Raw genomic sequence first — 18988 nt, forward strand, 5'->3', positions numbered from 1 at the left:
CGCGGATGCACGCAAGAGGATAAAGCACAATGTCCAAACAGATTATGGTGCCGGATATCGGCGCCGATGAAGTTGAAGTCACCGAGATCATGGTGGCCGTGGGTGACAAGGTCGAACTCGATCAGTCCATCATCGCGGTAGAAGGCGACAAGGCCTCCATGGAAGTCCCGGCCCCATCCGCCGGCATCGTCAAAGAGATCCTGATCAAGGTGGGCGACAAGGTTGCCACCGGTTCCCAGATCATGATCTTCGAAGCCGAGGGTGCTGCCGCACCTGCGCCTGCTCAGGCCGCTGCACCGGTTGCAGCCGCACCGGCCGCCGCTCCTGCTGCTGCCGCTCGCAAAGACGTGCACGTGCCGGACATCGGTGACGACGAAGTGGACGTGACCGAGATCATGGTTGCCGTAGGCGACATGGTTGAAGCCGACCAGTCCATCATCGCCGTGGAAGGTGACAAGGCCTCCATGGAAGTGCCAGCACCGTTCGCGGGCCGCGTGGTCGAGATCAAGGTTGCCGCTGGCGCCAAGGTCTCTACCGGTTCCCTGGTGATGGTGTTTGAAGTGGCTGGTGCCGCTCCTGCCGTTGCTGCTGCACCGGCCCAGGCTGCCGCTCCCGTGGCTGCTGCCCCGGTTGCCGCCGCTGCCAAAGAGGTCAATGTACCGGATATCGGTGGCGACGAAGTGGAAGTCACCGAGATCATGGTCGCCGTGGGTGACAAGGTTGAAGCCGACCAGTCCCTGATCGCCGTGGAAGGTGACAAGGCCTCCATGGAAGTGCCTGCGCCGTTCGCCGGTGTGGTCAAAGAGATCAAGGTGAAGGCGGGTGACAAGGTCTCCACCGGTTCCCTGATCATGGTATTCGAAGTGGCTGGTGCCGCTCCGGCTGCCGTGGCTGCTCCGGCTCCTGCCGCTGCACCTGTTGCTGCCGCTCCGGCTGCCGCTGCTCCTGCGCCGGTTGCCCAGGCTGCTGCCGCCTCCGACTTCGTTGCCAACGATGCCTACGTACACGCCTCTCCGGCGGTACGCCGTCTGGCTCGCGAGTTTGGTGTCAACCTAGCCAAGGTGAAAGCCTCCGGTCGCAAGGGCCGCATCGTCAAAGAAGACGTGCAAGCCTACGTGAAGGATGCGGTCAAGCGCGCCGAGTCCGCTCCGGCTGCAGGTCAAGGCACTGGTAACGGCAACGGCATGAGTGTGCTGGCGTGGCCTAAGGTCGATTTCAGCAAGTTCGGTGATGTGGAAGAGGTCGATCTGACCCGCATCCAGAAGATCTCCGGTCCGAACCTGCACCGCAACTGGGTCATGATCCCCCATGTCACCCAGTTCGACGAAGCTGATACCACCGAGCTGGAAGCGTTCCGCAAAGAGCAGAACGCGATGCTCGAGAAGCAGAAGGCAGACGTGAAGATCACCCCGCTGGTGTTCATCCTGAAAGCCGCCGCCAAGGCGCTGGAAGCCCATCCGCGCTTCTGCAGCTCCCTGTCCGAAGATGGCAGCAAGCTGATCATGAAGAAGTACATCCACATCGGTGTGGCGGTGGATACCCCCAACGGTCTGGTTGTGCCCGTGGTGCGCGACGTCAACAAGAAGGGCATCATGGAGCTGTCTCGCGATCTGGCCGAGATCTCCAAGAAGGCTCGTGCCGGCAAGCTGACCGCTGCCGACATGCAGGGCGGTTGCTTCACCATCTCCAGCCTGGGTGGCATCGGTGGTACCAGCTTTACCCCGATCGTCAACGCGCCGGAAGTGGCCATCCTGGGCGTCTCCAAGTCCGAGATGAAGCCGAAGTGGAACGGCAAAGAGTTCGCGCCACGCCTGATGCTGCCGCTGGCCCTGAGCTACGACCACCGCGTCATCGATGGTGCCGATGGAGCCCGCTTCATCACCACCATGAACGGCGTGCTGTCCGACATCCGTCGACTGGTCCTGTAAGTGAGAGGGCGGGCCCAGAGCCTGCCCTTTTTACTTCTCATTTCGTTAACAGGATTGTAAACTTGCCCCGTTTTTTTCACGGCTGCAGCCGCCTTGTCCTGGCTTAAGACTGCGCTGTCCGGGGATATAAGAACGACAAAGAGGTCATGATGAGTAAAGAAATCAAAACCCAGGTCGTAGTACTGGGTGCTGGCCCTGCCGGTTATTCCGCTGCCTTCCGTGCGGCTGACTTGGGTCTGGATACCATTATCGTCGAGCGTTACTCCACCCTGGGGGGCGTCTGCCTGAACGTGGGCTGCATCCCGTCCAAGGCGCTGCTGCACGTCGCCAAAGTCATTGAAGAAGCCAAGGCGCTGGCCGAGCACGGCATCGTCTTCGGTGCCCCGCAGACCGACATCGACAAGGTGCGTCTGTGGAAAGAGAAGGTCATCAACCAGCTGACCGGCGGTCTGGCTGGCATGGCCAAGATGCGTAAAGTCCAGGTTGTGAACGGCTTCGGCAAGTTCACCGGCCCGAACACGCTCGAAGTGATCGGGGAAGACGGCAAGACCACCGTCACCTTCGACAACGCCATCATCGCCGCCGGTTCCCGTCCGGTGAAGCTGCCGTTCATCCCCCATGACGACCCGCGCGTATGGGACTCTACCGATGCGCTGGAGCTGACTACCGTTCCGGGCAAGCTGCTGGTCATCGGTGGCGGCATCATCGGTCTGGAGATGGGTACCGTGTACTCCTCCCTGGGCTCCGAGATCGACGTGGTGGAATTTGCCGACCAGCTGGTACCGGCTGCCGACAAAGACATCGTCAAGATCTACACCAAGCGCGTTGCCAAGAAATTCAACATCATGCTGGAGACCAAGGTCACCGCAGTTGAAGCCCGTGAAGACGGCCTGTACGTCTCCTACGAAGGCAAGCACGCCCCGGCCGAGCCGGTTCGTTACGACAACGTGCTGGTTGCCGTAGGTCGCGTGCCGAACGGCAAGATGCTGGATGCCGAGAAGGCCGGCGTTGCCGTGACCGAGCGCGGTTTCATCGAGGTGGACAAGCAGCTGCGTACCAACGTGGCGCACATCCACGCCATCGGCGACATCGTCGGTCAGCCGATGCTGGCTCACAAGGGTGTGCACGAAGGCCACGTGGCTGCCGAAGTCATCGCCGGCAAGAAGCACTACTTCGACCCGAAAGTGATCCCGTCCATCGCCTACACCGAGCCGGAGATGGCCTGGGTTGGTCTGACCGAGAAAGAAGCCAAGCAACAGGGCCTGAACTTCGAAGTCGCCACCTTCCCGTGGGCTGCTTCCGGTCGCGCCATCGCGTCCGACTGCTCCGACGGCATGACCAAGCTGATCTTCGACAAGGAGAGCGGCCGCGTCATCGGTGGTGCCATCGTGGGTACCAACGGTGGTGAACTGCTGGGTGAAATCGGTCTGGCCATCGAGATGGGTGCTGACGCCGAAGACATCGCGCTGACCATCCACGCTCACCCGACTCTGCACGAGTCCGTGGGTCTGGCTGCCGAAGTGTTCGAAGGCTCCATCACCGACCTGCCGAACGCCAAGGCCAAGAAGAAGAAGTAATTCTCTTCCCGCCTCATGAAAAAGCCGCTCAATCGAGCGGCTTTTTGTTTTTCAGCGGCAGGCGGCTGGTTGTCAGCAGCGCCCCTTCTTCGCCTGGCCGGGCGGGCAGAAGGTGCCGTAACCGTTCCTGCTGCCATCGCTGACCCGGATGCGGGCGTCATCGACGCTCACATCGGCACTGTGCACCCGTACCGGTCCGCTGCTGCAGGCGCTGAGCAGCCCCCCCAGCACTATCATCACTACCAGCTTGCCCATAACTCCTCCTCTCATTTTCCTGATTATGGGGCATTTTCAGAAGCCGGTGGAGGCGGCGCAAAAGCGCCTGCGTCACGGCTTGCCGTGGTTGCGACAGAGGGCGCCGCAGCGCCCTCTGTCGGGTGATGAAGTGGGAGTCAAAAGTTACAGCCGGAAGTTGCCGACCAGCTTGTCCAGCTCACCGGAGAGGTGCTGCAGGCTGCGGCTCGACTCGGTCAGCTGGTGGGCGATGTCGGCGGTCTCCATGGTGAGCTGGTTGATGTCTTCCACGTTGCGGTTGATCTCGCCCACCACGCTGGACTGCTCCTCGGTGGCGGTGGCGACCTGGATGTTCATGTCGCTGATCTGGGTAATGTGGGCGGTGATCTGGCCGAGGGCGCCGTTGGCCGCATCGGCCTGGGTAACCACTTCCAGGCTCTGGTTGCGGCCCTGGGTCATGGCGTTGACCGCGCGGGCGCTCTGCTCCTGCAGCCGGTTGATCATGCCCTGGATCTCGGCGGTGGAGGCGGCGGAGCGACTGGCGAGGTTGCGCACCTCGTCGGCCACCACTGCGAAGCCGCGGCCCTGCTCGCCGGCACGGGCGGCCTCGATGGCGGCGTTGAGCGCCAGCAGGTTGGTCTGCTCCGAGATGCTGCGAATGGTGTCGAGGATGCTGCCGATGGAGTCGGTCTGGCTGGCCAGCGACTCGATGACCCCGGCCACCCCTTCAATCTCGCCGGAGAGGCCGACGATGCCGTGGCGGGCCTGAGCAACCACGCCGGCCCCCGCATCCGCCTGCTCATTGGCCTGTCTCGCCACCTCTGCGGCGAGGGAGGCATTGCCGGCGATTTCGCTTACAGTGGCCCCCATCTCATGGATGGCGGTGGCTACCTGCACGGTGCGATCCCGCTGGGCGGTGCAGTTGTGCTGGGTGAGCTGGGCCTTGGCGGCCACCTCGTCGGCGGTGGCGGCCAGTTGATGGGAGTTGCGGGCTACCTGCTCGATGGCGCTGTGGATCTTGCTGACGAAGTGATTGAAGCTCACCGTGATCTCCGCCAGCTCGTCATTGCCCTTCAGCTGGGCACGGGAATCCAGCGCCAGGTGTTCGGCGGCATAGCCAATGTACTGCTGCAGGAAGCTGACGCGATTGCGCAGGCCACGCAGTACCAGAAAGGAGACCAGCAGGCAGATGACGAGTGCGCCTCCTATGATGGCGAGCATCTGGCTTTCGCCCCGTGCGAAGCTCTGCTGACTGATGGCGTGACGCTGCTGGGCCAGCTTCATCAGTTCGTCGAGCTGGGTATTGGCACTCTTGCGCATGGTGCCGTAGGTCACCGCGTAGCGCTCCTTGTAGATGCGCCGTGCACTCTCCATGTCACCCTGCTCCATTGCGGCCAGCATGGGCTGCAACTCACTCTTTTCCATCGCCTCGAATTGTTCGAACAGCTGCTGGGCATTTTGCCGCGCGGCAGGATCGACCTGGGCGTTGACCGCCAGCTGCATGGCCTGGCGCATCTCGGGGATGTCCTCTTCCCGTGTCTCCTTGACCCGGGTCAACACCCCTTTTTCATCCTTGAGCGAGGTTTCTTGCAGCAGCATCATGTCGAGCCCCACCCGCATGCGGGGGATGCGCGACACTACCTCTGCCATGGCCCGCATCGGGGTGGCAGTGTTCTCGTAGAGCTCGGTGGCCTGTCGTTCGATAGCGCCCATGCTGCGAAGGCTGGCGGCGCCCACCAGCAGCAGCGCCAGGCAGGGCACGGCGACAGCCAGTATCAACTGGCTCTTGATTGTCAGTTTACCCTCTAGCATGGGTTCTCCTCGCTGATCATGACGATGTGAATTATCACAGTATAAATCGACGGATCTGGCGCCAACTTGAGCCTTTGTTAACAAGTGGCCAACAAAAAGGGGCGCCATGCGCCCCTTGTGATATCAAAACCTCAAAGTCGGAAGTTGCCGACCAGCTTGTCCAGCTCGCCGGAGAGGTGCTGCAGGCTGCGACTCGACTCGGTCAGCTGGTGGGCGATGTCGGCGGTCTCCATGGTGAGCTGGTTGATGTCCTCCACGTTGCGGTTGATCTCGCCCACCACGCTGGATTGCTCCTCGGTGGCGGTGGCAACCTGGATGTTCATGTCGCTGATCTGGGTGATGTGGGCGGTGATCTGGCCGAGGGCGCCGTTGGCCGCATCGGCCTGGGTGACCACTTCCAGGCTCTGGTTGCGGCCCTGGGCCATGGCGCTGACGGCACGGGCGCTCTGCTCCTGCAGCCGGTTGATCATGCCCTGGATCTCGGCGGTGGAGGCGGCGGAGCGGCTGGCGAGGTTGCGCACCTCGTCGGCCACCACCGCGAAGCCACGGCCCTGCTCACCGGCGCGGGCGGCCTCGATGGCGGCGTTGAGCGCCAGCAGGTTGGTCTGCTCCGAGATGCTGCGGATGGTGTCGAGGATGCTGCCGATGGAGTCGGTCTGGCTGGCCAGCGACTCGATGACCCCGGCCACCCCTTCAATCTCGCCAGAGAGGCCGACGATGCCATGGCGGGCCTGGGCTACCACCACGGCCCCTGCGTCGGCTTGTTCGTTGGCCTGCTTGGCCACGTCAGCCGCCAGCGAGGCATTGCCGGCGATTTCACTCACGGTAGCCCCCATCTCGTGGATTGCGGTGGCTACCTGCACGGTGCGATCCCGCTGGGCGGTGCAGTTGTGCTGGGTCAGCTGGGCCTTGGCGGCCACCTCGTTGGCAGTTGCGGCGAGCTGGCGGGAGTTGTCGGCCACCTGCTCGATGGAGCCGTGGATCTTGGCGACGAAGTTGTTGAAACCGGTGGCCACCTGGGCCAGTTCATCCCGCCCTTCCACCTTGAGGCGCTGGGTCAGGTCGCCGTCGCCGCTGCCGAGTTCGCGGAACAGGCGGGCCAGCTGGTTGAGCGGGCGGCTGACCGAGCCGGCCAGCAGCATGCCGAGCAGTCCCATGCCGGCGGCGATGGCCAGGCTCACCAGCAGGATGTGCAGGCGGGCGCGGTCCAGTTCGGCATAGATCTCCGCTTCCGGCACCTGGGCCACCAGATACCAGTCGAGCAGCGGAATGTAGCTGCTGGCCAGCACCACCGGCTGGCCGTCGATCTCGGCGTGGGTGGCAGCAAAGGGCTGCTTGTTCAGCAGGTTGCCGCTGCCGCTTGCCAGCTGGGCTAGGCTGTCACGGTCGATGCGGCTGGCGTCGGGGTGCAGCTTCACCTTGCCGCTGCCATCGGTCATGAAGACGAAGCCGCTGTCACCGATGCGGAAGTTGGCGAGCATGCTGACCATGCTGTCGAGGGACTTGGCGAGACCGGCGAGGCCGCGGCCATTGAGTTGCTGGAAGTTGACGAACAGCTTCACCTCGCCGTTGCTCTCACGAAAGATGCTGAGCATCAGGTCTTGCTGGCTCTTGGTGTAGCCGTAGAACCAGGCGTCCTGCTCTGGGGTGAGGTTGCGCAGAAAGCCATCCTGGTTGTAGTAGGCGGCGCTCTGGCGATCGGCAAAGGAGGCGGTGACCAGACCATGCTGGCTCGTCATGTCCTTGAGCTGGTTGATGAGGATGGACTCCTGCTCCTTGGGCATGCCGCGCTCGACCCAGTCCAGCACGAAGCGATCGTTGGCCAGCTGTCTGGCGGCGCCGGCGACCGAGGTGAGATCTTTCTCGATCTCCTTGCCGATGCGCTGGGTCAGGTTGGGCAGCTCCTGCTCGAACATGCGGGTTTCGATCAGTTGCTGGGCCGAGCGCTGGCTGAAGTAGCCCACCAGCAGGCAGGAGAGCACCACGGCGAGGGTGACCGTGGCCAGGATTTTCTGTTTGAGTGTCAGGCTTGCAAGCATAAGAGTGACTCGGATGGATGAACGCGGGATTGAGCACATATTAGCGGCAGCCCGGCGCCACCCTTGATAGGCCGGCCCACTTTATTGATGGATTACGTTTGCGCTCACATCGCTGCCTGGCCGGGCCGTACCCGCCTGCGTCGGAATGCGCACCGATAACCCCTGCCAACTGTTGCGGTTCGCTTTGCGCACCTTATAGTAGGCTTCACTGCCTAGCTGGCTCGCCCTGGATTCAATGGAAAATCATATGCGCATCTTTCGTCGAGGATGGAACCCCCTGTTCCTGATTTTGCTGGCCTGTCTGCCGCTGATGGCGGCGGCCCAGCCCGAACGGCCCAAAATTGCCCTGGTACTCAGCGGCGGCGGCGCCAAGGGCTCGGCCCACATCGGCATCCTCAAGGTGCTGGAGCAGAAGCGCATCCCGGTCGACATCATAGTGGGCACCAGCATGGGTTCCTACGTGGCGGGCATGTACGCCATGGGGCTGAGCGCCGAAGAGGTGGAGCGCACCACCCTGGCCATCGACTGGAACAAGGGCTATCAGGACAAGGTCGGGCGCGATGAACTCTCCCTGCGCAAGAAGCAGCAGAGCGAGCAGTACCAGCTGCGCACCGACATCGGCATCAACGGCGACTCGGTCCAGTTCCCCGATGGCTTCTTCCAGGGCCAGTCCATGGCCAGCCTGCTGCGCCACGCCACCTCCAACCTGCCGGTACAGAAGAGCTTCAACGATCTGCCCATTCCCTACCGCGCCATGGCCACCGACATGGAGACGGTGACCCCCTTCGTGCTGGACCACGGCAGCCTGGCCAAGGCGATGCAGGCCTCCATGTCCATTCCCGGCGCCCTCAAGCCGGTGGAGTGGGAGGGGCACATCCTGGCCGATGGCGGCACCGTCAACAACATGCCGGTGGACGTGGCCAAGGCGATGGGCGCCGACGTGGTGATCGCGGTGGACATCAGCGCCAGGCTGCGCACCCGCGAGTCTCTGAAATCGGGGCTCGCCATGATCGACCAGCTCACCACCTACATGACCCAGGTTGGCACCGAGAAACAGAAGGCGCTGATGGGGCCAGACGACATTCTGCTGACGCCCGAGTTCGGCAACATGGGCATTGCCGACTTCGCCCTGATGCCGGAGGGGATCAAGCTCGGGGAGGAGGTGGCCAACCGCGCCTCGGCCCGGCTCGACAAGCTCTCCCTCTCGCCGGCCGCCTATGCCGCCTATCGCAACCAGAAGCTGAGCCGGCGTGCCGAGCGCAGCGGCCAGCCCGCCTACTACATCGACAAGGTGGAGATCATCAACAAGTCCCGTCTCTCCGACGAGACGGTGCGCGCCATGCTGAAGGTGCGTCCCGACAAGATCCAGACCAACGAGAGCCTGGAGGCGGGCATTCGCCGGCTCTATGCACTGGAGTCGTTCGATCGCATCACCTACGAGGTGGTGGAGCGGGGTGGCGAGAACGTGCTGGTGGTCGACGCCAGCGAGAAGAACTGGGGGCCGGGCTACCTCAACTTCCAGTTCGGCTTCTCCGATGATTTCGAGAGCAGCTCCAACTACAACGTGGGCATGTCCTACACCCTCACCAACGTCAACGACTGGGGGGGCGAGTGGCTGACCGAGGCATCGCTCGGTACCGCCAAGCACTTCAAGACCGACTTCTACACCCCGCTGGAGCCCTCCCAGACCTTCTTCGGCGAGGCGAGCCTGGCCTATGACAAGACCCAGCGTCGCATCTTCATGCCCGAGGAGACGCGAGCGGCCGATGGGGTGAGCTATGTCGATTCCGAATACAGCTTCACCAGCGTCGATCTGGCGGTGGGCTGGAATCGTCAGCCCTGGAGCCGTCTCTCGCTCGGGCTGGAGGGAAAAATGGGGGATATCGACATTCGCAACGTGGCGGATGCCAAGGTGGATGCCTCCTCCTGGGGCCCCTATGTCCGTTTCGAGCACGACACCCTCGACAGCCGCTACTTCCCCTATCAGGGCGCCTACTGGGACATCAAGGGGGGTTACTCCGCCGTCCGGCTGGATGACAGCAGTGACATCAATGATCGCTACGAGGGGGTCAACTACCACCTGGCGATGATCAAGCCCTGGTCCTGGGACAGACACAGCCTCAACCTGCTGCTGGAGGGAGGGGGCTCCACCTCCCAGGAGGAGTACCCGCTGTTCGTGCAGGATCTGGGCGGACTGTTCCGCATGTCCGGCTTCCAGCGCTACCAGCTGAGCGGCCGCTACAGCCTGTTTGGCGGGCTGCGTTACATCTACCGGGTGGCTGACAACGACTTCGGCGCGCTGCGGGCCCCACTCTATCTGGGGGGCTCCATCGAGCAGGGTGGGGTGTGGAACAGCGGCAGGGATATCAGCGTGGAGAGCTCTTTCACCGCCGGCTCCGTCTACGTCGGGGTGGAGAGCTTCCTCGGCCCCATCTTCCTCGGCTACGGCATGGCGGAGGGGGGCAACGACATGTTCTATCTGCAATTGGGCAGCACGTTCGAATAACGGGAAAATGATGCCTTTTTGTTAACTTATTTCTGGCGTGCCATTTATCTGCTTGTAAAACATCAGCAAGTTTAGATGGTTATGTTGTTTTGATGAATATCTGTACAGGCTTTGGATTTTAATTAGTCGTTAAAACTTATATAGTGGGGGGCACCCTACGGGTGTCCCGCAAGGACGATCGCCGCGAGCGTGGGCGAACCCCAAAAAAAGACCAAAGAGGAATTAGTCGTGCTTGAAACATACCGTAAACACGTCGCAGAACGTGCCGCCGAAGGCGTGGTTGCCAAACCTCTGGACGCAGAGCAGGTCGCCGCCCTGGTCGAACTGCTCAAGAACCCGCCCGCCGGTGAACAAGACTTTCTGAAAGAGCTGTTGTCTTCCCGTATTCCCCCAGGCGTTGATGAAGCGGCCTATGTCAAAGCCGGTTTCCTCACCGCCGTCGCCAAGGGCGAAGCCCACTCTCCCATCCTCACCGCTGCCGAAGCCGTCGAGCTGCTCGGTACCATGCAGGGTGGTTACAACATTCAGCCGCTGATCGACCTGCTGGACGACGCGACCCTGGCTCCTCTTGCCGCCAAGGGCCTCTCCCACACCCTGCTGATGTTCGACTCCTTCCACGACGTGGAAGAGAAGGCCAAGGCCGGCAATGCCCACGCCAAGCAGGTGATGCAATCCTGGGCCGACGCCGAGTGGTTCCTCTCCCGCCCCGAATTGGCCGAGAAGATCACCGTCACCGTGTTCAAGGTGACCGGCGAAACCAACACCGACGATCTGTCGCCGGCGCCGGACGCCTGGTCCCGCCCGGACATTCCGCTGCACGCCCTGGCCATGCTGAAGAACGCCCGTCCCGGCATCACCCCGGACAAGGATGGCGTCATCGGCCCCATCAAGACCATCGATGCCCTGAAAGAGAAAGGTTTCCCGCTGGCTTACGTGGGTGACGTGGTCGGTACCGGCTCTTCCCGTAAATCCGCCACCAACTCCGTGCTCTGGTTCATGGGCGACGACATTCCGTTCGTGCCGAACAAGCGCGCCGGCGGCGTTTGCCTGGGTGGCAAGATTGCCCCCATCTTCTTCAACACCATGGAAGATGCCGGCGCCCTGCCCATCGAGGTGGACGTTTCCAAGCTGGAAATGGGCGATGTGATCGATATCTACCCGTACCAGGGCAAGATCTGCAAGCATGGCACCGACCAGGTGCTGGCCCAGTTTGAACTGAAGACCGACGTGCTGATCGACGAAGTACGCGCCGGTGGCCGGATTCCGCTGATCATCGGCCGTGGCCTGACCGACAAGGCCCGCGAGGCGCTGGGTCTGCCGTTCTCCACCGTGTTCCGTCGTCCGCAGCCTGTCGCCGACACCGGCAAGGGCTTCACCCTGGCCCAGAAGATGGTGGGCAAGGCGTGCGGCGTGAAGGGCATCCGCCCCGGCACCTACTGCGAACCCAAGATGACCACGGTCGGCTCCCAGGACACCACGGGCCCGATGACCCGCGACGAGCTGAAAGACCTGGCCTGTCTCGGCTTCTCCGCCGACCTGACCATGCAGTCCTTCTGCCACACCGCGGCTTATCCCAAGCCCATCGACGTGCAGACCCACCACACCCTGCCGGACTTCATCATGAACCGCGGTGGTGTCTCCCTGCGTCCGGGTGACGGCGTCATCCACTCCTGGCTGAACCGCATGCTGCTGCCGGATACCGTGGGTACCGGTGGTGACTCTCACACCCGTTTCCCCATTGGCATCTCCTTCCCGGCGGGCTCTGGCCTCGTGGCCTTCGCCGCCGCCACCGGCGTGATGCCGCTGGACATGCCGGAATCCGTGCTGGTGCGCTTCAAGGGCGAGCTGCAGCCGGGCATCACCCTGCGTGACCTGGTCCATGCCATCCCGTATGCCGCCATCCAGAAAGGGCTGCTGACCGTCGAGAAAGCGGGCAAGAAGAACATCTTCTCCGGCCGCATCCTCGAGATTGAAGGTCTGCCGACCCTGAAGGTGGAGCAAGCCTTTGAGCTGGCGGACGCCAGCGCCGAGCGCTCCGCCGCCGGTTGCACCATCAAGCTGGATAAAGAGCCGATCATCGAGTATCTGAAGTCCAACATCGTGATGCTGAAATGGATGCTGTCCGAAGGCTACGGCGACGTGCGCACCATTACCCGCCGCATCAAGGGGATGGAAGAGTGGCTGGCCAACCCGGTGCTGATGGAAGCGGACAAGGACGCCGAGTATGCCGAGATCATCGAGATCGATCTGGCTACCATCAAGGAGCCGATCCTGTGCGCGCCGAACGATCCGGACGACGCCCGCCTGCTGAGCAGCGTGGCTGGCGACCAGATCGACGAGGTGTTCATCGGTTCCTGCATGACCAACATCGGCCACTTCCGTGCCGCCGGCAAACTGCTCGAGAAGTACCAGGGCGAGCTGCCGACCCGCATGTGGATCGCCCCGCCCACCAAGATGGACAAGGATCAGCTGACCGAAGAGGGCTACTACGGCATCTTCGGCCGGGTCGGTGCCCGCATCGAAATACCCGGCTGCTCCCTCTGCATGGGCAACCAGGCGCGGGTAGCGGAAGGGGCCTCCGTGGTTTCCACCTCCACCCGCAACTTCCCGAACCGTCTGGGCAAGGGTGCCAACGTCTATCTGGCTTCTGCCGAACTGGCTGCGGTTGCCGCCATCCTCGGCAAGATCCCGACCGTGGCGGAGTACCTGCAGTATGCCAAGTCGCTGGATGCCACTGCCGCCGACACCTATCGCTACCTCAACTTCAACGAGATCGCCTCCTACACCAAGAAGGCCGATGCGGTGATCCTGCAGCAAGCGGTATAAGGGGAGGCGCCGACAGGGCGCGTCCGTATTGACTCCAAGCCCCGGCCCGTGCCGGGGCTTTTGTTTGTTTCGCTGTCAGCAGCTGGTCAATCTTTGCGCATGTTAGGGCCTGATTCAGCATCGGCTGTTAAGGTGGGCTGCCATGTTTGCCGTATGGTCCCGCCATGTCGATGTCGCCGCTCAACCTGGATTTCTCCCGTACCTGGCTAAGGTTCGGATGCACCTTGCTGCTGTTCATGCTGCCCTTTGCGCTCGGGCTGTGGACCATCTACCAAGGTCATCTGCAGACGCTGGATCGCCAGTCGCAACGCTCGGCCCGGCAGGTGGTCACCCTGATGGAGACCATGCTGACCCACGCAGAGAGGGCCAACCAGGCCTTGCGTCCCTTCGTTGACAAACCGTGCGAGCAGGCCCTGTTCACCCTGCGCCAGCAGGTGGCGCTGGTGCCCTTCGTGCGCACCGTCAACCTGGTGGGGGAGCAGGGGATCTACTGCAACTCGCTGTTCGGTGCTATCCAGTGGCCGGATCGGCTCGAGCACTACAGCGGTGGCCGGCTGCGGTTGATGGCCGGCAATCAGGTGCGGGCCGATCACCCCCTGCTGGCGCTGCGTGACAGCGAGGGCAAGGGCGCCATCTTCAGCACCATAGACGGCGACTACCTGCGCTTCATGCTGGTGCTGAGTGGCCACCCCTGCACCCTGCTGCTGCACGTAGGCAAACAGTGGCTGGATGAGCGGGGCGTGCTGAGTGAAGAGCCACAGGCGCCCTCCATGCTGGCCGGCCATGAGATCCGCTCTGCCCGCTACCCGCTCTCCATTTATGCCGGGCACGAGCTCCCTTCGCTCTGGCGCTCCCTCTGGCAGACCCGTCCCTGGGCCATCCTGCTGTTGCTGGGGATCTGCTTCGGTTTTGCCCTGCTCATCTGGTGGTTGCTGGGGCGACCCCGTTCCCCCGGGATCGAGCTGGCCCGTGCCCTGCGCAACCGGGAGTTCGTACCCTATCTGCAACCGCTGGTGGAGGCGGGGAGTGGTCGGGTGATGGGAGGCGAGGTGTTGATGCGCTGGCAGCACCCGACGGCCGGGCTGATCCGCCCCGATCTCTTCATTCCCCAGGCGGAGGCGAGCGGCCTGATCGTGCCGATGACCACCCTGCTGATGGAGGAGGTGGCCCGCGAGCTGAGCATGGCGCGAGAGCTGGTGCCCCACGGCTTTCACATCAGCTTCAACATCAGTGCCGTCCACTGCCGCGACATGACGCTGCTTGCCGGGTGCCGGCGTTTCCTCGATCACTTCGCGCCTGGCCAGGTGGTGCTGGTGCTGGAGCTGACCGAGCGGGAGTTGCTGGTGGCGGATCCCAAGACGCTGGCGCTGTTTCGCCGGCTCGACGAGATGGGGGTCAGGCTGGCCATCGACGACTTTGGTACCGGCCACTCCAGCCTGCACTATCTGCAGCAGTTCCATGTGGACTATCTCAAGATAGACAAGTCATTTATCGGCAGGATCGGCACCGAATCCCTCTCCGAGCACATAGTCGACAACGTGATCGATCTGGGAACCCGGCTCGGTCTCGCTCTGGTGGCCGAGGGGGTGGAGACGCGCCGGCAGGCCGACTACCTGAGGGGCAAGGGGGTCGACTACCTGCAGGGCTATCTGTTTGGCCGCCCGCTGCCGCTGCGCGAATTTCAGGAGGTGCTGCGCCACTCCTGCGTCGATCCCGCGCGGCAGGCGCTCTCGGCCTGAGTCGTCAGGTGAGGGCGTGCAGCCACTCCGCGAGCCTGGCGTGGGCACTGCCAGGGGCGGGAGGCGCGGGGGCGAGCAGGTGATAGCCGGTGCCATCCGCAATGAAGCCGAGCGGCGCCACCAGCAGGCCGGCTTCTATGTCGTCGCACACCTGCCGGTAGGGGCCGATGGCGACTCCCAGCCCGGCAACCGCCGCCTGCAGGCTGAAGTAGAAGTGCTCGAAGGTCTGCCCCGGTGCCTCCTCGCCGGCGGACTGGCCGGCGTGCTGCAGCCACTCCTGCCAAGCCCCCGGCCGGGTCTTGGTGTGCAGGCGGGGGGCGCCAGGGCGCAGGGCCGGGCCGTTGGCCCCCGTTTCGAAGAAGTGCGCCACCTTACCCGGCTGGCAGACCGGCCCGGTCAGCTCTTCGAACAGCGGCTGGCTGTAGAGCTCGGCGGGCCACTGGAAGTCGTTGCGCCGGATGGCGAGATCGATGCCGCTACCGAAGTTGAGGGCGCCGCCACCGGCCATCAGATGCACGTCCAGCTCGGGGTGCTGGGTCTGGAAGGCGGGCCAGCGCGGGATCAGCCAGCGCATCAGCAGGGTCGGCTCACAGGAGATGACCAGCGAGGATGGTCGCCCCTGCTGGCGCAGTGCCTGCGCCGTCTGGCGGATGCCGCCCAGTCCCTCCCTGACCGCCTGATAGAGCCGTTCGCCCGCCTCGGTCAGAAAGACCCGGCGCTGGCGCCGCTCGAACAGCATGACTCCCAGATCCTCCTCCAGCAGCCGCACCGCCCGGCTGACGGCGCCGTGGGTGAGGTGCAGCTCGTCGGCGGCGCGGCTGAAGTGTTCGGTGCGGGCCGCCACCTCGAAACAGCGCAGCGCAGTCAGGGCCGGCAGCGACAGGCTTTTCTGTGAATTATTCTCACCGTTCATGTCAGAAGTTATCGTTCGTTATTGGTGCTATGGCCAAATAAAATAGCTGATATTCCATCTGATCAGGACTGTTTTCATGACCGAACTGTTAGCCGTAGTGGCCATTACCTTCTTTGCCGTCATCAGCCCCGGGCCCGACTTCGCCATGGTGTCGCGCAACAGCCTGCTGCTCTCGCGCCGCAGCGGTGTGCTGACGGCGCTCGGCATCGGCGCCGGGGTCTGCGTGCACGTCACCTACACCCTGCTCGGGGTGGGGCTGCTGATCCAGCAGTCGCTCTGGCTGTTCAACCTCATCAAGCTGGCGGGGGCCGCCTACCTCATCTTCCTCGGCATCAAGATGCTGCGGGCCAAGCCGGCGACCGCCGAGGTGCTGGCCGAGCAGCCCGCCCTCTCCAGCCTGGGGGCGCTGCGCACCGGTTTTCTGACCAATGTGCTCAACCCCAAGACCACCATCTTCATCGTCAGCCTGTTCATGCAGGTGGTGCAGCCGCAGACGCCGCTGGCGGTCCAGCTCGGTTACGGCGCCTTCATCGTGCTGGCCCACGCCGTCTGGTTCAGCGCGGTGGCGATCTTCTTCTCCACCGACTCGGTACGGGGTCGGCTGCTGGCGGTGCGCCACTGGATCGATCGGGTGTTTGGTGCTCTGCTGGTGGGATTCGGCATGCTGCTGGCACTGACCCAGCAGACGCGCTGAGGCGAGGGGAGAGGCGCTCTCCCTTATCCACCCCCGACTGTAGGGGCTTGTTTTTCATGCCTTGTGGTCCGCTTTTCGGTAGAATTGGCGCTCATTTTGACGTCAATAAAGATGAGGGGCGGTATGACGGTCAGGTTCCAGGCATTTCACAGCATCAAGGCGATAGGTCAGCGAGAGGTGCTGTTCAACTGGTCCAGGACCAATCCCCTCGGCGCGCTGGAGCAGGTGTGGCGTCCGAAGAATCGCGACGAACTGCAGCAACTGCTGCGGGAAAACCCCGAGCGCAAGCTGCGCCTCATCGGCTCCGGCCTCTCCTTCGAACCCATCCACAGCGTCTATGCCGAGGGCAGCCAGGCGCTGCTGGTGGACTTGCACCACCTGCGTGGCCAGTTGGCGCAGACCGCCGACACCGTCACCTATCAGGCGGGCACCCCGCTCGACACCGTCTACGCCGATCTCATCGCCATGGAACGGATGCTGCCGGCCTCCCCCGGCGTCATTGGCATCCAGACCCTGGGCGGTGCGCTCAGCACTGGCACCCACGGCCAGGGGCTGCACCAGTCCGCCCTCTGTGATGCGGTGGCGGCCCTGACCGTGATGTTGGCCAGTGGCGACATCATCCGGGTGGATCGTACCGACCCCCGCTTCGGTGCCTTCGTGATGGGGATGGGCATGCTCGGCATCCTGCTCGACGTCACCCTGCAGACTGTGCCCAACCGCATCATGCGTTGCACCAAGTTCACCACCGACTACCCCTTCCTGCTGGAACACAACGAGCGGCTCAACCGCGAGCACGCCTTCGTGAAAAGCTGGTGGTTCGCCTGGACCGGCGAGAGCCACATCTGGCTGGTGGACCCCGCCTCCGAGGAGGAGGTGGCCCGCTACCGCGCCGGTGGCAGCGAGCCGCTGCTGCTGGAGGGCGACATCGACGCCCGCATGAATGCCACCATAGATGCCACCCTGCAGAAGATGGCCAAGGACACCAAGGATGAGGCGCTGGCCGGCGAGCACTTCGAGACGGTGCGCCGCTTCAAGGATGCCTCCGATCTGGTGGGCAACGTCTACCAGATCCTCTGCAAGGGGATCCCGGCGCCCCAGATCAACTGCGAAGTGGCTGTGCCGCTGCATCGAATGAACGAGGCGCTGGAGACCCTGCAGGCGTGGCAGCAGGCCAACCCCGGCGTGCTGCACTACCCCTTTATCCTGCGCTGCACCGGCCCCTCCGAGGCCTGGCTCAGCGCCGCCTACGACCAGTCGGTCTGCTGGATCGGGTTCCTGGTCTATCTGGCGGCGGACGGCACCTTCGTCAACGGCTCCATGGAGCAGATGCGCGAGCTGCAGCAACTGCTGGTGCCGCTCGGCGGCATCCCGCACTTTGGCAAGCACCTGGCGATGGATCTCTACGACTTCCCGGCCCTGCTGCCGCGCTGGCACGACTTCCTGGCCCTCAAGGGCGAGCTCGACCCCCACGGCCGCTTCGAAAACCGCTGGCTCGCCGACCTGTTTGCCAACCGGTAAGGATCTGACATGACCGATATGCAAGATACCCGCATCCCCGTGACCCTGCTGACGAGAGGGGAGTCATCCCTATGACGGACATGCAAGATACTCGTATCCCAGTGACCCTGCTGACCGGCTTTCTCGGCAGCGGTAAGACCACATTGCTCAACCACTGGGTCAAGCAGCCTGAGCTTGGCGAGTGCGCTGTACTGATCAACGAGTTCGGCTCGGTGGGGCTGGATCACCACCTGGTGCAGCAGGTGGACGAGCAGGTGGTGCTGCTCGATTCCGGCTGCATCTGCTGCTCGGTGCAGGGTTCCCTGGTGGAGGCGCTGCAGGGGCTGTTTATGAAGGCTATCCAGCGGAAAATTAAGCCTTTTAAACGACTCATTATCGAGACCACAGGCCTCGCCGATCCGGCCCCCGTGCTGTTCACGTTGAGGGAGGAGGGCTTTATCGCCCAGCGCTATCGCTTCGACGGTACCGTCACCGTGGTAGATGCCGGCCATATCGAGCAGCAGCTGGCGGCTCAGTATGAAGCGGTGAAACAGGTGGCGCTGGCGGATCTGCTGGTGGTGAGCAAGGGCGATCTGGTGGATGAGGAGACGCTGGCACGGGTGGAGGCCCAGCTGGCGACCCTCAACCCGGCGGCCCCCATCGAGCGGGTCAGCAATGGGGTGCTCTCGCCCGCCGTGCTGGAGAAGCTGGGGGCCTACAACGAGGCGGCCGGGCGCGACGTGCGCCAGCTGCTGGCCTGGCTGCGCACCGAATCCCCCAGGCAGGGGCTGGCCTCGCCGATGCAGCCGAAGATGAAGCCGTTCGCCGCCAAGGTGGGCACGGCCGCGCCGACCCACTTCGAGCACGGCAATATCGAAAGTTTCTCCCTGCGCATCGGCGAGCCGCTCAAGCCCTCCCGCCTGCTGGCTGCCATCGACGCGGTGCAGGCGCAATACGGCGATGCGCTGCTGCGGCTCAAGGGCATATTGCAGCTGGAGGGGGAGAGCCAGCCGGTGGTGATCCACGGCGTCCATGGCCAGCTCTATCCGCTGCAGGCGCTGGGAGAGTGGCCGGAGGGCAAGGCCCAGTCCCGGCTGGTGTTCATCGTGAAGAGTCAGGACAAGGCGGGTATAGAGCGGTTGTTCCTTGATACCCTCAAGGCCCCCGAGCCCAGCCTGGAAGAGCAGCTCAGAGCCATGCTCGGCCAGCCTGATGCCTGATGT

At 63.4% G+C, this 18988-nt stretch carries 12 protein-coding genes; 8 read left to right on the forward strand and 4 right to left on the reverse strand.

Annotation, left to right across the window (positions count from 1 at the left end; genetic code table 11):
- Positions 1-29: 29 nt before the first annotated feature.
- Together aceF and lpdA are read left to right on the forward strand one after the other, a co-directional pair.
- Positions 30-1928 carry a pyruvate dehydrogenase complex dihydrolipoyllysine-residue acetyltransferase gene (gene aceF, locus ACB033_RS11035; protein WP_017766425.1) on the forward strand — a complete coding sequence of 633 codons (1899 nt, stop codon included), beginning with the start codon at positions 30-32 and terminating at the stop codon, positions 1926-1928.
- Positions 1929-2077: 149 nt separating this feature from the next.
- Positions 2078-3505: a dihydrolipoyl dehydrogenase gene (lpdA, locus tag ACB033_RS11040; protein WP_139725688.1), complete on the forward strand. Its 1428-nt coding sequence runs from the start codon at positions 2078-2080 to the stop codon at positions 3503-3505.
- Between the two features lie 72 nt (positions 3506-3577).
- Here lpdA and ACB033_RS11045 read toward each other — a convergent pair whose 3' ends face one another.
- The 3 genes from ACB033_RS11045 to ACB033_RS11055 all read right to left on the reverse strand — a co-directional run bounded on the left by ACB033_RS11045 (position 3578) and on the right by ACB033_RS11055 (position 7590).
- Positions 3578-3760 (reverse strand): hypothetical protein, encoded by a 183-nt coding sequence (locus tag ACB033_RS11045; protein ID WP_139725687.1) that lies wholly within the window; start codon positions 3758-3760, stop codon positions 3578-3580.
- 144 nt (positions 3761-3904) lie between these two features.
- Positions 3905-5551, reverse strand: coding sequence for a methyl-accepting chemotaxis protein (locus ACB033_RS11050; RefSeq protein WP_010635966.1), 1647 nt, complete (start codon positions 5549-5551; stop codon positions 3905-3907).
- Between the two features lie 131 nt (positions 5552-5682).
- Positions 5683-7590 carry a methyl-accepting chemotaxis protein gene (locus ACB033_RS11055; protein WP_162519905.1) on the reverse strand — a complete coding sequence of 636 codons (1908 nt, stop codon included), beginning with the start codon at positions 7588-7590 and terminating at the stop codon, positions 5683-5685.
- Positions 7591-7837: 247 nt separating this feature from the next.
- Between ACB033_RS11055 and ACB033_RS11060 the strand changes: the two genes are divergently transcribed.
- From ACB033_RS11060 to ACB033_RS11070, 3 genes are all read left to right on the forward strand, one after another.
- Entirely contained in the window at positions 7838-10096 is a 2259-nt protein-coding gene (locus ACB033_RS11060; RefSeq protein ID WP_010635968.1) for a patatin-like phospholipase family protein, read from the forward strand.
- A 228-nt stretch (positions 10097-10324) separates the two neighbouring features.
- Entirely contained in the window at positions 10325-12922 is a 2598-nt protein-coding gene (gene acnB / locus ACB033_RS11065) for a bifunctional aconitate hydratase 2/2-methylisocitrate dehydratase (RefSeq protein WP_005305603.1), read from the forward strand.
- A gap of 164 nt (positions 12923-13086) precedes the next feature.
- Positions 13087-14661: an EAL domain-containing protein gene (locus tag ACB033_RS11070; RefSeq protein WP_371140517.1), complete on the forward strand. Its 1575-nt coding sequence runs from the start codon at positions 13087-13089 to the stop codon at positions 14659-14661.
- A gap of 4 nt (positions 14662-14665) precedes the next feature.
- On the opposite strand, the gene ACB033_RS11075 is transcribed toward ACB033_RS11070, so the two are convergent.
- Positions 14666-15574 carry a LysR family transcriptional regulator gene (locus ACB033_RS11075; RefSeq protein WP_371140518.1) on the reverse strand — a complete coding sequence of 303 codons (909 nt, stop codon included), beginning with the start codon at positions 15572-15574 and terminating at the stop codon, positions 14666-14668.
- A gap of 76 nt (positions 15575-15650) precedes the next feature.
- Here ACB033_RS11075 and ACB033_RS11080 point away from each other — a divergent pair, with 76 nt between their 5' ends.
- The 3 genes from ACB033_RS11080 to ACB033_RS11090 all read left to right on the forward strand — a co-directional run bounded on the left by ACB033_RS11080 (position 15651) and on the right by ACB033_RS11090 (position 18985).
- Complete coding sequence (locus ACB033_RS11080; protein WP_005305594.1) at positions 15651-16268, forward strand: LysE family translocator; 618 nt, start codon at positions 15651-15653, stop codon at positions 16266-16268.
- Positions 16269-16391: 123 nt separating this feature from the next.
- Positions 16392-17786 (forward strand): D-arabinono-1,4-lactone oxidase, encoded by a 1395-nt coding sequence (locus tag ACB033_RS11085; RefSeq protein ID WP_371140519.1) that lies wholly within the window; start codon positions 16392-16394, stop codon positions 17784-17786.
- A 71-nt stretch (positions 17787-17857) separates the two neighbouring features.
- Positions 17858-18985, forward strand: coding sequence for a GTP-binding protein (locus ACB033_RS11090; protein ID WP_167385237.1), 1128 nt, complete (start codon positions 17858-17860; stop codon positions 18983-18985).
- Positions 18986-18988 lie beyond the last annotated feature (3 nt).

The sequence above is a fragment of the Aeromonas sp. S15(2024) genome (assembly GCF_041402265.1).
In the GTDB taxonomy this organism is placed as follows: Bacteria; Pseudomonadota; Gammaproteobacteria; order Enterobacterales; family Aeromonadaceae; genus Aeromonas; species Aeromonas dhakensis.

What these genes read in the sequence shown, in the direction of transcription:
- aceF (WP_017766425.1), top strand. Translation starts at nt 30, where the DNA reads ATGTCCAAACAGATTATGGTGCCGGATATCGGCGCCGATGAAGTTGAA.
- lpdA (WP_139725688.1), top strand. Translation starts at nt 2,078, where the DNA reads ATGAGTAAAGAAATCAAAACCCAGGTCGTAGTACTGGGTGCTGGCCCT.
- ACB033_RS11045 (WP_139725687.1), bottom strand. Translation starts at nt 3,760, where the DNA reads ATGGGCAAGCTGGTAGTGATGATAGTGCTGGGGGGGCTGCTCAGCGCC.
- ACB033_RS11050 (WP_010635966.1), bottom strand. Translation starts at nt 5,551, where the DNA reads ATGCTAGAGGGTAAACTGACAATCAAGAGCCAGTTGATACTGGCTGTC.
- ACB033_RS11055 (WP_162519905.1), bottom strand. Translation starts at nt 7,590, where the DNA reads ATGCTTGCAAGCCTGACACTCAAACAGAAAATCCTGGCCACGGTCACC.
- ACB033_RS11060 (WP_010635968.1), top strand. Translation starts at nt 7,838, where the DNA reads ATGCGCATCTTTCGTCGAGGATGGAACCCCCTGTTCCTGATTTTGCTG.
- ACB033_RS11070 (WP_371140517.1), top strand. Translation starts at nt 13,087, where the DNA reads ATGTCGATGTCGCCGCTCAACCTGGATTTCTCCCGTACCTGGCTAAGG.
- ACB033_RS11075 (WP_371140518.1), bottom strand. Translation starts at nt 15,574, where the DNA reads ATGAACGGTGAGAATAATTCACAGAAAAGCCTGTCGCTGCCGGCCCTG.
- ACB033_RS11080 (WP_005305594.1), top strand. Translation starts at nt 15,651, where the DNA reads ATGACCGAACTGTTAGCCGTAGTGGCCATTACCTTCTTTGCCGTCATC.
- ACB033_RS11085 (WP_371140519.1), top strand. Translation starts at nt 16,392, where the DNA reads ATGACGGTCAGGTTCCAGGCATTTCACAGCATCAAGGCGATAGGTCAG.
- ACB033_RS11090 (WP_167385237.1), top strand. Translation starts at nt 17,858, where the DNA reads ATGACGGACATGCAAGATACTCGTATCCCAGTGACCCTGCTGACCGGC.